The 12173-nt window shown below is 73.1% G+C and carries 9 protein-coding genes; 1 reads left to right on the forward strand and 8 read right to left on the reverse strand.

Annotated features, from left to right (window positions below):
* Positions 1-139: 139 nt before the first annotated feature.
* The 3 genes from Srubr_RS01780 to Srubr_RS01790 all read right to left on the reverse strand — a co-directional run bounded on the left by Srubr_RS01780 (position 140) and on the right by Srubr_RS01790 (position 4396).
* Complete coding sequence (locus tag Srubr_RS01780; RefSeq protein WP_189992946.1) at positions 140-1636, reverse strand: acyl-CoA synthetase; 1497 nt, start codon at positions 1634-1636, stop codon at positions 140-142.
* A gap of 103 nt (positions 1637-1739) precedes the next feature.
* Positions 1740-3290: an acyl-CoA synthetase gene (locus Srubr_RS01785; protein ID WP_189992948.1), complete on the reverse strand. Its 1551-nt coding sequence runs from the start codon at positions 3288-3290 to the stop codon at positions 1740-1742.
* Positions 3287-4396 carry an NAD(P)H-dependent flavin oxidoreductase gene (locus tag Srubr_RS01790; protein ID WP_189992950.1) on the reverse strand — a complete coding sequence of 370 codons (1110 nt, stop codon included), beginning with the start codon at positions 4394-4396 and terminating at the stop codon, positions 3287-3289. The genes Srubr_RS01785 and Srubr_RS01790 overlap by 4 nt, the downstream gene beginning before the upstream one ends.
* Before the next feature lie 166 nt (positions 4397-4562).
* Here Srubr_RS01790 and Srubr_RS01795 point away from each other — a divergent pair, with 166 nt between their 5' ends.
* Positions 4563-6353, forward strand: coding sequence for a serine hydrolase (locus tag Srubr_RS01795; protein WP_189992952.1), 1791 nt, complete (start codon positions 4563-4565; stop codon positions 6351-6353).
* Here Srubr_RS01795 and Srubr_RS01800 read toward each other — a convergent pair.
* From Srubr_RS01800 to Srubr_RS01820, 5 genes are all read right to left on the reverse strand, one after another.
* Positions 6319-7926: a phytoene desaturase family protein gene (locus Srubr_RS01800; RefSeq protein WP_189992954.1), complete on the reverse strand. Its 1608-nt coding sequence runs from the start codon at positions 7924-7926 to the stop codon at positions 6319-6321. The two genes, Srubr_RS01795 and Srubr_RS01800, sit on opposite strands and share 35 nt — an antisense overlap.
* 430 nt (positions 7927-8356) lie before the next feature.
* A complete protein-coding gene (locus Srubr_RS01805) occupies positions 8357-9223 on the reverse strand; it encodes an oxygenase MpaB family protein (RefSeq protein WP_189992957.1) in 867 nt (288 codons plus the stop codon).
* 92 nt (positions 9224-9315) lie between these two features.
* Positions 9316-10035: a hypothetical protein gene (locus tag Srubr_RS01810; RefSeq protein WP_189992959.1), complete on the reverse strand. Its 720-nt coding sequence runs from the start codon at positions 10033-10035 to the stop codon at positions 9316-9318.
* 393 nt (positions 10036-10428) lie between these two features.
* Positions 10429-11607 (reverse strand): acyl-CoA dehydrogenase family protein, encoded by a 1179-nt coding sequence (locus Srubr_RS01815; RefSeq protein ID WP_189992962.1) that lies wholly within the window; start codon positions 11605-11607, stop codon positions 10429-10431.
* A gap of 120 nt (positions 11608-11727) precedes the next feature.
* The gene (locus tag Srubr_RS01820; protein WP_189992965.1) at positions 11728-12099 is read right to left on the reverse strand and encodes a ferredoxin; all 372 of its coding nucleotides are present in this window, start codon (positions 12097-12099) and stop codon (positions 11728-11730) included.
* Between the last annotated feature and the right edge of the window lie 74 nt (positions 12100-12173).

The following is a 12173-nucleotide window of genomic DNA, read 5'->3' on the forward strand; positions in this document are numbered from 1 at the left end:
GCCGGGTTCTTGGCGGAGCAGGCGCAGCGGGGCGGACATGAGAAGGCCGCACTGCGTCGCCGGGCCGCGCGCTGACCGGGACCCGCCGGGCCGGCCGGTGCCTGGTGACCGTGTCGGTGCGCCGTGCCGGACGTAGTCCCTAGTCGCCGAAGCGGTCGCGCAGTTCGCGTTTGAGGATCTTGCCGCTGGCGTTGCGCGGCAACTCCGGGACGAACAGCACGCGTTTGGGCGCCTTGAACGGGGCGATCCTGTCCTTCACATGGGCGATGAGCTGGTCCTCCGTCACCTCGGCGCGCGGGACGACGACCGCGGTGACGGCCTCGATCCACCGTTCGTCGGGCAGGCCGATCACGGCGGCCTCGGCGACCGCCTCGTGGGTGTAGAGCACGTCCTCCACCTGGCGTGAAGCCACCAGTACGCCGCCGGAGTTGATGACGTCCTTCACGCGGTCGACGATGGTGAGATAGCCCTCGGCGTCCCGCACCGCGAGGTCCCCGGAGTGGAACCAGCCGCCGCGGAAGGCCTCGGCGGTCTCCTCGGGCCGGTCCCAGTAGCCCTCGCACAACTGCGGGGAGCGGTAGACGATTTCACCCGGGACCCCGACGGGGACGTCCTCGCCGTCCGCGTCGACCACCCGGGCGTCGACGAACAGGACGGGACGTCCGCAGGAGTCCGGCCGCGCGTCGTGCTCCTCGGGGCCGAGGACGGTGGCCAGCGGACCGATCTCGCTCTGGCCGAAGCAGTTGTAGAAGGCGAGGTGCGGCAGCCGTTCGCGCAGTCGCCGCAGCACCGGGACGGGCATGACCGACGCGCCGTAGTAGGCCTTGCGCAGCCCGGACAGGTCCCGGGTCGCGAAGTCCGGCCGACCCGCGAGGCCGATCCAGACGGTCGGCGGGGCGAACAGACTGTCCACGCGGCCGGTCTCGATCAGGTCGAACAACCGGTCCCCGTAGGGCGCGTCCAGGATGAGGTTCGTCGCACCGACCGCCAGGTACGGAAGCAGGAACACGTGCGTCTGCGCCGAGTGGTACAGCGGCAGCGCGTGCACGGGCCGGTCGCCGGCCTCCAGGTCGAGGGCCGTGATGGCGCTCAGGTAGGCGTGCACCAGGGACCGGTGGGTCATCATCGCGCCCTTGGGCAGGGCGGTGGTGCCGGAGGTGTACAGCAGTTGCACGAGGTCCTCGGCGCGGGGTTCCGGGCCGTCGTACGGCGGTGCCCCCGGGAGCAGGGCGAGCAGCGAGTCGCCGGTGTCGCGCAGCGGCAGCGTCCGCGTGCCGTCCGGCAGCCGCCCGGTGAGGGCGGGGTCGGCGAGGACGAGCGCGCTGCCGGACTGGCCGAGGACATAGGCCAGGTCGTCGCCGGTGAGGTTGTGGTTGACCGGCACATGGACCAGGCCCGCGCGGGCGCAGGCGAGGAAGGCGATCAGATAGGCGTCGGAGTTGTGGCCGTAGGCGGCGACCCGGTCACCGGGCGCGCGGCCCCCGGCGAGCAGCAGCGAGGCCGCGCGGGAGACGGCGTCGTCCAGTTGCTCGTACGTCCATGCCCGGTCGCCGTACTCGACGGCGACGCGCGCCGGGGTGCGCCGGGCGCTGCGCCGCAGCATCCCGTCGACGGTGCTGCCTTGTGCCTGCGTCATGCCTCAGGATCCTCGGCATGTGGCCCGGGGCGGGTCAAGCATCCGGGAGTGCCGAACGTCCGGCACTTGGTTCCAGCGCACATGTGGCCGGCCCATAGCAAGGTCACACCGGGCGTGTGCGTCCTTCCCAGTACGGCTCCCGCAGCCGCCGTTTGTACAGCTTGCCGTTGGGGTCGCGGGGCATCTCGGCGGTGAAGTCGACGGTCCTGGGCCGCTTGTAGGGGGCGAGCCGTCCGGCGCAGTGGTCCAGGATCGCGGCGGCGAGTCCGGGCCCGGGCTCGTGGTCCGGGGCCGGTTCGACGACGGCCTTGACCTCCTCGCCCCAGTCGTCGTGCGGGATGCCGAAGACGGCGGCGTCGGCGACGGCGGGGTGGCCGAGGAGCACGGACTCGATCTCGGCCGGGTAGATGTTGACCCCGCCGGAGATGATCAGGTCGATCTTGCGGTCGCGGAGGAAGAGGTAGCCGTCCTCGTCCAGGTAGCCGAGGTCGCCGACGGTGAAGAAGTCCCCGATGCGGTTCTTCCGCGTCTTGGTGTCGTCCTTGTGGTACGAGAAGCCGCCGGTGTTCATCTTCATGTAGACGGTGCCGAGCCGGCCGGGCGGCAACCGCTCGCCGTCCTCGTCGAAGACGGCGAGTTCGCTGATGGGCCAGGCCCTGCCGACGGTGCCGGGCTTCTTCAGCCAGTCCTCGGCGGTCGCGAAGGCCCCACCGCCCTCGCTCGCGGCGTAGTACTCCTCCACACACGGGCCCCACCAGTCGATCATCGCGCGTTTCACATGGTCGGGGCAGGGCGCGGCCCCGTGGATGGCGTGCCGCAGGGACGAGACGTCGTAGCGGGCCCTGACGTCGTCGGGGAGGGCCAGCAGCCGGTGGAACTGGGTCGGGACCATATGGGTGTGGGTGCACTTGTGTGTGGCGATGAGGCGGAGCATCTCCTCGGGCGTCCACTTGTCCATCAGTACCAGGCGGTGGCCGATGTGCAGGGACGCGCCGGCGAACTGGAGGACGGCGGTGTGGTAGAGCGGCGAGCAGACGAGGTGCACGTTGCCGTCGTGGGGCCGGATGCCGAAGATGCCGAGGAAGCCGCCGAGGTGGGCCTCCTCGGGACGTTTGCCGGGCAGCGGGCGGCGGATGCCGCGGGGTCGGCCGGTGGTGCCCGAGGTGTAGTTCATGACCCAGCCCAGTTCCCGGTCCGCGGGTGCCGACGCGGGCTGTCCGGCGAGGAGGCGGTCGTACGGCCGGAAGCCCTCGGCGGTGCCGACGGCGTACCGGTGGCTCGCCGGGAGCCCGGCCTCGTCGGCGGCCCGGCGGGCCGGGCCGGCGTACCGCTCGTGGGCGAGGAGCACCTTGGCGCCGGAGTCGGCGACGATCCAGGCGATCTCCGGGCCCACGAAGTGGTGGTTGACCGGTACGAGGTAGAGGCCGGCCTGGGTGGCGGCGAGGTAGGCGGTGAGGAACTCGGGCCCGTTGGGCAGGACGACGGCGAAGGCGTCGCCGCGCCGCAGGCCGGCCGCGCGCAGGCCGTGGACCAGGCGGTTGGCGGCGGCGTGCAGCCGGCCGGCGGTCCATTCCTCGCCGTCCGGCGCGATCAGGGCGGTGCGATCGGGGTCCTGGGCGGCCTGGGCCCAGAAACCGGCGGGGGGTGTGTTCACCGGCCGCTCCTTCCGGCGATGCGGTTGATACGGTCCACGGCCTGTTCGAAGCCGCGGGTGAGGTCGTCGACGACGGCCTGGACCGAGCGTTCGGCGGTCATCCGGCCGACGATCTGGCCGACGGGCGTGCCGAGCAGCGGTTCCACCTCGTACTTCTGGATGCGGGAGACCGCCTCGGCCACCAGCAGACCCTGCAACGGCATCGGCAGCGTGCCGGGTCCGGCCGGGTCGTCCCAGGCGTCGGTCCACGCGGTGCGCAGCTGGCGTGCCGGTTTTCCGGTCAGGGCACGGGAGCGGACGGTGTCCCCGGACCCGGCGGCGAGCAGCTTGCGGGTCAGGGCGGGCGAGTGCAGGTCTGCTTCTGTGGTGGTCAGCCATATGGAGCCCAGCCATACACCTTGGGCGCCGAGGGTGAGTGCCGCGGCCACCTGGGCGCCGCTGCCGATGCCTCCGGCGGCCAGGACGGGCAGCGGGTCGACGGCGTCGACGATTTCGGGGGTGAGGACCATGGTGGCGATCTCCCCGGTGTGTCCGCCGGCCTCGTAGCCCTGGGCCACGACGATGTCGATGCCGGCGTCCCGGTGCTTCACGGCGTGCCGGGCGCTGCCGGCGAGCGCGGCGACCGGGATGTCCCGGTCGTGGGCGCGCGCGACGACGTCGGCGGGCGGGGCGCCGAGGGCGCCGGCCAGCAACCGGATCGGGTGGTCGAAGGCGACGTCGAGCTGGGAGCGGGCGACCTGCTCCATCCAGCCGGTGATGCGCCATCCGGAGGCCTCGCCCTCGGCCAGTTCGGGCACGCCGTGCGCGGCGAGGGTGTCGCGCACGAACCGCCGGTGCGCCTCGGGGATCATCGCCTCGACGTCGGCCTCCGTGACCCCCTCGACCTTCTTGGCGGGCATGACCACGTCCAGCCCGTAGGGTCGGCCGTCGGCGTGCGCGTCGAGCCAGTCGAGATCGCGTTCCAGGTCGTCGGGGACGGTGTAGCGGACCGCGCCGAGCACGCCGAAGCCGCCGGCCCGGCTGATGGCCGCGGCGACGGCGGGGAACGGCGTGAAGCCGAAGACGGCGTGCTCGACTCCCAGTTTCCTGCTCAGCTCCGTCTGCATGGGCGCAGGATGGCCCAGCCGGCCGGAGGACGGAAGCCCTTTTCTGATACATCGTCAGATTCTTCGGAGGGCCTCGCGCCCCGTTGACACACCCCGCGCCCGACAGGAAAGTTTCACGGTGCGGGACGGGTCCGGAAAGATACTTTCAGGCGGGAGGCCGCGGACGATGACGGACGACCTGGCAGGCGGAAGAGCGGGCGGGCCGACCCGCAGGCGGCTCGTGGTGGGCTCCCTGGCCGCGGGCGGCGCCCTGGCCCTCGGCGCGTTGCCGACGGGCCCGGCCGCCGCCGCGCCCGCCGCGTCCGGCCGCCGCACCACCCTGCGGTACGGCTCCCCCGAACGCGCCGGGCTGCTCCCCGCGCAGCTGCGGCAACTCGTCGCGGACGCGGAGACGTTCCTCGCCCCCTCCCCCCGGCACCCGTGGTACGCGGGCGCCGTCCTGCTCGCCGGGCGCGGCGGCACGGTGGCCCTGCACGAGCCGATCGGCATGGCGGTGCGCTACTCGGCGTACGACGAGAAGACCGACACCGGCGTCGAGTTGCCGCCCGACCGGCGACTGCCGATGACCCGGGACACCGTGTTCGACCTGGCCTCGGTCTCCAAGCTGTTCACCTCGCTGCTCGCCGTGCAGCAGATCGAGCGGGGCGCGCTGGACCTGGGGGGCACGGTCGCCTCGTATCTGCCGGACTTCGGCCGCGCGGGCAAACACGAGGTGACGATCCGTCACCTCCTGACGCACACCTCCGGTTTGCGGGCATGGCTCCCGCTGTACACGGCGCCGGCCCACGCGGACAGGCTCCGGCTCATCTGGGACGAGGCGCTTCTCACCCCGCCGGGCTCGGCGTACCTGTACTCGGACCTGAACATGATCACGCTGGGGCTGGTCCTGGAGACCGTCACCGGCCGCCCGCTGGACGCGCTGCTGCACGAGGAGATCACCGGTCCCCTCGGCATGGACGGCACCCGCTACCGCCCGCCCGCCTCCTGGAGGCCGCGGATCGCGGCCACCGAGGACGCCCGCAAGCCCTGGTCCGGGCTGGACCGCGGGCTGGTGTGGGGCGAGGTGCACGACGAGAACGCCTACAGCCTGGACGGTGTCGCGGGCCACGCCGGGGTGTTCTCCCGCGCCTGGGACCTTGCGGTCCTCGGCCGGACCCTGCTCAACGGCGGGCGCTACGGCCGGAACCGCATCCTGCGGCCGGAGTCGGTGGAGCTGATGTTCACCGACTTCAACACGGCCTTCCCCGGCGACGAGCACGGCCTCGGCTTCGAGCTGTACCAGCACTGGTACATGGGGGCGATGGCCACCCCGCGCACGGCCGGCCACACCGGCTTCACCGGCACCTCGCTCGTGCTGGACCCCACGACCGACTCGTTCCTGGTCGTGCTCGGCAACTCCGTGCACCCGGTGCGCACGTGGCGTTCCGGTTCCGCTCCCCGGGTGGCGGCCGGCGACCGGCTCGCCCGCGCGGTGCCGGTCCGCCCGGCCCGGGGCCGTACGGCCTGGTTCTCGGGCATGGCGAACGCCACGGCCGCCACGCTCGCGCTGCCCGCGCTGGACACCTCCGCGGGCACGGCCCGGCTGCGCTGCGCCCTGTGGTGGGACACCGAACCCGGCGCCGACCGGCTGGTGTTGGAGTCCACCACGGACGGCGGCGCCACCTGGCGGCCGGTCCCCTTCACCACCGCCCGGCCCGGCGGCGGCCCGGAGGAGCATCCGGCGGGCGCGGTCTCCGGCTGGTCCGGCCGCGTCTGGCACCGGGTGACGGCCGAGCTGCCGGCCGGTCGCGGCCTGGGGCTGCGCTGGCGGTACGGCACCGACGCGCGGTACGTGGGCCGGGGCGCGTACGTGGACGCGCTGCGCGTCGAGGCGGGCGGGTCGGTGCTGTTCGACGGGGCGCGCCCGGCGGACGCGGCGCGGATCACGGCGGTGGGCTGGCGGGAGTCGGCCGACTGAGCGGGCCGGGGCGGTCCCGTTCCAGTACCGCCATCGCCGCGTTGTGCCCCGGCACCCCGCTCACCCCGCCGCCGCGCACCGCGCCCGCCCCGCACAGCAGGACGTTCGCGTGCCGGGTCTCCACGCCCCAACGGCCCGAACTCCCCTCGGCGTAGGGCCAGGACAGGGCTCGGTGGAAGATGTGGCCGCCGGGCAGCCGGAGGTCCCGTTCCAGGTCCAGCGGGGTCTTCGCCTCGACGCAGGGGCGGCCGTCGGCGTCGGTGACCAGGCAGTCGGCGAGCGGCTCGGCGAGATGGGCGTCGAGCTGGGCGAGGGTGGCCGCCAGCAGTTCCTCGCGTACGGCGTCGTTGTCCCGGTCGAACAGCCGGGCCGGGGTGTGCAGACCGAACAGGGTGAGCGTGTGGCAGCCGCGCTCGGCGAGGCGGGGGCCGAGGATGGTGGGGTCGGTCAGGGAGTGGCAGTAGATCTCCGACGGCGGGGCGGCCGGGAGCCGGCCGGCGGCGGCCTCGGCGTGGGCGGTGGCGAGTTGCCGGTAGCCCTCGGCGATGTGGAAGGTGCCGGCGAACGCCTCGCGGGGGTCGACGTCGGGGTCGCGCAGCCGGGGCAGCCGGGTGAGCAGCATGTTCACCTTGAGCTGGGCGCCTTCGGCGGGCTCGGGCGCCGGGTCGCCGGTGAGCGCGGCCAGTTGGTGCGGGGAGGCGCCCACCAGGACGTACCGGGCGGCGGCGGTGCCCTCGCCGTCGGCCGTGCGGTAGGTGATCTCGGCGGTGTGTCCGTCGGTGTCGATGCGGACCGCCTCGTGCCCGGTGGCGATGCGCGCCCCCGCCGAACGGGCCGCCGCGGCCAGCGCGTCGGTCAGCGCGCCCATGCCGCCGACGGGCACGTCCCAGGCGCCGGTGCCGCCGCCGATGACGTGGTAGAGGAAGCAGCGGTTCTGGACCAGGGTGGGGTCGTGGGCGTCGGCGAAGGTGCCGATGAGCGCGTCGGTGAGGACGATGCCGCGGACCAGGTCGTCGGCGAACGTCTCCTCGATGGCGACGCCGACCGGCTCCTCGAACAGGGCCCGCCAGGCGGCCTCGTCGTCGACGCGGCGGCGCAACTCCTCCCGGCCGGGCAGCGGTTCGGTGAGCGTGGGGAAGACGCGCCGGGCGACGTGGCCCGTCATGCCGTAGAAGCGCCGCCAGGCGGTGTACTCGCGGTCGTCGCCGGTGAGCCGGGCGAACGCCTCCCGGGTGCGCTGCTCGCCGCCGCCGACCAGCAGGCCCGTGGGCCGGCCCGCCCGCTGTGCGGGGGTGTACGAGGAGATGGTGCGCGGGCGGACGCGGAAGTCCAGGCCGAGATCGCGCACGATCTTCCGCGGCAGCAGGCTGACCAGGTAGGAGTACCGGGACAGCCGGGCGTCGACGCCGGCGAAGGGGCGGGTGGAGACGGCGGCGCCGCCGGTGTGGTCCAGGCGTTCCAGCACCAGCACGGAGCGGCCGGCCCGGGCCAGGTAGGCGGCGGCGACCAGGCCGTTGTGGCCACCGCCGACGATCACGGCGTCATACGCGCGGGTCGGCTCGTTCGCGGACATGGTCCTTCGTAGCACGCCCTGATCCACGAGGGCCAGAGCCGGCCCCGGCCGGGATACAGGGGCGTACCACGGCCGCCCGCCTCCGCGTGCCGCACATGAACCGGGGTGGGCCCGGCAGCCGGAGAACGGACCACGCCACAAACTTAGCGCGCCGCACTCGGACCGGTCCGGCCCGAAGACGACGGGCCGATCGGGACCAGAGCCTGCCGGGTGCGCACCCGAACCGGTCCGGCCCCAAGCGACCGGCCGATCACGACCGGAACCTGCCAGTCGCGCACCCGAACCGGTCCAGCCCCAAGCGACCCGCCGATCACGACCGGAACCTGCCAGTCGCGCACCCGAACCGGTCCAGCCCCAAGCGACCCGCCGATCACGACCGGAGCCTGCCCGGTGCGCACTTGCCCCAGTCCGGCCGAAGGCCGGCGGTCGATCAAGGCCGGAGCTTCTCCGGGGCCGGACGGGCGTCGGGGCCGAGGCGGGCCATGGCGCGCAGGATGTGCTTCGGGGGGAGCTGCCAGCGCACCCGGGCGGGTATCGCGCGCAGCACGGCGCCCGTGGCGCGCAGCCTCCGGGTGACGGCGGCGGGCGCGGGGGCGGGTCTGCCGTACAGCTCGTGGGCGTACGCGGGCAGGGAGGCGTACGCCAGGTGTGCCACCCACCGCCACAGCACCTCCCGCGCCGGGATCAGGAGCGGGTGGGCCGGCGGGCGGCGCAGGAAGTCGTCCACCTCGCGGGCTTCCGGGCCGGCGGCCAGTTCGGGCCGTACCTTCTCGAAGTAGGCGGCCAGTTCGGCGCGGTTCGCCGGTACGGTCTCCGGGTCGAGCCCCACCAGCCGGGCTCCGGCCCGGTGTTCGGCCACGTACCGGTCGGCCTGGGCGTCGGTGAGCGGGAACCCCGAGCGGCGCAGGACGTGCAGATAGGAGTCGATCTCCGCGCAGTGCACCCACAGCAGCAGCGCGGGCTCGTCGAGGCCGTAGCGTTCGCCGGTGTCCGGGTCGGTGGCGGTCAGCCTGGCGTGGATCCCGCGCACCCGGGCCCCGGCCCGCTCGGCGGCCTCGGTGGTGCCGTACGTCGTCGTCCCCACGAAGTTCGCCGTCCGCCGCAGCCGCCCCCAGGCGTCCCGCCGGAAGTCGGAGTTCTGCGTCACCCCCCGTACCGCCCGCGGATGCAGCGCCTGAAGATACAGCGCCCGCACCCCCGCGACCCACATCATGGGGTCACCGTGCATCTGCCAGGTCACCGAGCCGGGCGTGAACAGCCCGGGATCGCCCGTGCCCGCGGGCGTGGCCACGGCCATCGCAAGTCACCTCTGGTCGGTCCGTCGTCGCCGCCGGTGGAAGCTCTCCGGTGGCCCGCACCGCCCGACGCCGCGCGGCGCGGACCATCTGCTCATTCTCCCAGGTCCTCCATCGGGATGGGCGCGTCGAACACATCGACGACGAATTCCGAGGTTCCGTTGCCCTCGAAGTCGACGTCGCGATCACTGCGGAGCAGGGTATGGATCCGGACCCGGCGCCCCTCGGCGCTCGCCGCTTCCGCTACGACGAGTGCGCCGCGAACGGGTCCGAGGTTTCCCAGCGGCTCCTGGCTCGTCCACGTGTTCACAAGCCGGGTGCCTGCCGGAAGCGCCCAGGTGCGCGGCTCGGCACTGGCCGGCACGGAGACCTCGTCGCTGCGCAGTTGGACCACCCAGTTGACGTCGCCGTCACCGCGGCGCTCGTTCCACATCCGGATCCCGAGCCCGATCATGTAGGCGCCGTCGAGAAATTCTCGGAGCTCGTCGTCAAGCCGGTGGAAGTACACGGCCTCTCGGACGATGTCGACCGGCCCGTACCCGGTGAAGGCTCCGAGTTCCGGGGCGCACCTCTCCTTGAGGTACTGCCGCGCCGCCATGCTCACCGCCTTCGGAACACGGTCCAGCACGGCCTGGAGAGCCGCGTCGTCCCGGTCGGCCAAGTAGCTGTTCAGACCGCCGACAAGCTCCTCGGTCAGATGGAGATCCTCCGCGCCCAGCGCAGTCACCGCCTCCAACTGTTCGTGAGGCTCCTTGACGAGGGCGAACACCCTGCTCCGCGCCGGGCTCGTGTGCGCGATGAACGAATAGACCATTTTCCGCCTCACCGGATGTCTCGGAGAACGGCGCCACGACGCACACGGGCGTCGGCACCGCCACAAGCAAAAGGACTTCCGCCCACGCGTCGACGTGTCGGCCGAACTACGAGTTCGTCCGCATGGCCGGCCAGGCAGAACACTGTCGGGCCCGGCACTTGAGCCCGGACCCGCATAGTCGCGTCAAGCTAACAGATCACCGCGGCGAAGGGAAGATCACTCAAGGCACCTCGCGGCGAGGACGTATGCCGGATCGGGCGTCGAACTCCCTACCGACTTCGGCTCGTCGGGGGGAAACCCGGCGAAGTCCCGGGCGGTTGTGGAGGAACCCGGCTCCCGGCCCCGGCTCTGCCTCGCGCAACCTGCTCGAATGTCGCCCGTGCCGGCCAGACCCTACCGCCGCACCCTCGGCATCCCCAGGCCCAGCCAGGAGATGATCTCGCGTTGGATCTCGTTGTTGCCGCCGCCGAAGGTGAAGATGACCGCGGAGCGGTAGCCGCGTTCCAGGTCGCCGTGGAGGGCGGCGCCGGCCGAGCCCTCCTTGAGGGGGCCGGCCGCGGCGAGGATCTCCATGAGCCAGGCGTAGGCGTCCCGGCGGGCCTCGGAGCCGTAGACCTTGACCGCGGAGGCGTCCTGCGGGGTGAGGGTGCCGTCCTGGACGGCCGTGACCATCTGCCAGTTGAGGAGTTTCAGCGCGTCGAGCCGGGTGTGGGTGCGGGCGAGCAGCCGGCGCACCCAGGGCAGGTCGGCGACCCGGCGGCCGTCGGCGAGCTCGGTCTCCAGCGCCCAGCGGCGTACGTCGTGCAGCGCGCGGATCGCCATGGTCCCGTGCGCGGCGAGGGTGACGCGTTCGTGGTTGAGCTGGTTGGTGATCAGCCGCCAGCCCTCGTTCTCCGCGCCGACGCGGCGGGAGACGGGGACGCGGACGTTCTCGTAGTAGCTCGCGGTGGTGTCGTGGGAGGCGAGGGTGCGGATCAGGGTGCAGGAGTAGCCGGGGTCGGACGTCGGCACCAGCAGCATGGTGATGCCCTTGTGCGGCGGCGCCCCGGGATCGGTGCGCACGGCCAGCCACACCCAGTCCGCGGTGTCGCCGTTCGTCGTCCAGATCTTCTGCCCGTTGACGACGTACTCGTCCCCCTCGCGTACCGCCCTGGTCCTCAGCGACGCCAGGTCGGTACCGGCGCCGGGCTCGCTGTAGCCGATCGCGAAGTCGATCTCGCCGGAGAGGATGCGGGGCAGGAAGTACGCCTTCTGCTCGTCGGTGCCGTACCGCATGATCGTCGGTCCGACCGTGTTCAGCGCCATCAGCGGCAGCGGCACCCCGGCCTGCGCGGCCTCGTCGAAGAAGACGAACTGCTCCATCGCCGTCAGCCCGCGCCCGCCGTACTCCTCGGGCCAGCCGACGCCGAGCCAGCCGTCCGCGCCGAGCCGGCGGATGGTGGCGCGGTAGAACCGCTTCTGCTCGGCCGGGTCGGTGTACCGGGCGTAGGCGTTGTCCGGGACCAGCTCGGCGAAGTAGGCCCGCAGTTCGGCGCGCAGCCGCTGCTGCTCGGGCGTGTGGTCGAGGTGCACGGCGCCTCCAGGCTCCCCAAGGGCGGTCCTGACGGCGCACACCGTAGAACGTGTTCCAGAAATTGGGAATGGCGGGGCCCGGGGAATTCACCCGCGGGCCCGCGGTCGGGGTCACGGTGCTCAGCCGAGCAGTTCCAGGAAGTCCGCGCAGGCGTCGGCGCAGGCCCGGCAGCTGGCCGCGGCCGACTCGGCGCCGGGATGCCCGTCGAAGGCCCGGGCGCACTCCAGGCAGACCGAGCGGCACCAGTCCACCCGGGCCCGGATGCCCTCCTCGTCCTGCTGGTTCTCCTCGCTCAGCGCCCGGCAGGTGGCGTCGCACGCCTCGGCGCACATGATGCCCAGCCGGCGCACGCGCTCCTGGTCCTCGCTGCCGTCCGGGTCGACCAGACTCGCGCGCACGGCACAGGCCCGGGCGCACTCCGTGCACGCCTGGGCACAGGTGAAACGGTCCTCTAGGAACCGGTACAGCTGCTGGGAAGTCGGCGATGTCACGCCGGTCGGGTAGCCGGGGCGGACGGGCGCAAACCACCGCCCCGGGGCGTACGGCCACCGGTTCGCACGGCACC

It is taken from the genome of Streptomyces rubradiris, from assembly GCF_016860525.1.
Classification (GTDB): domain Bacteria; phylum Actinomycetota; class Actinomycetes; order Streptomycetales; family Streptomycetaceae; genus Streptomyces; species Streptomyces rubradiris.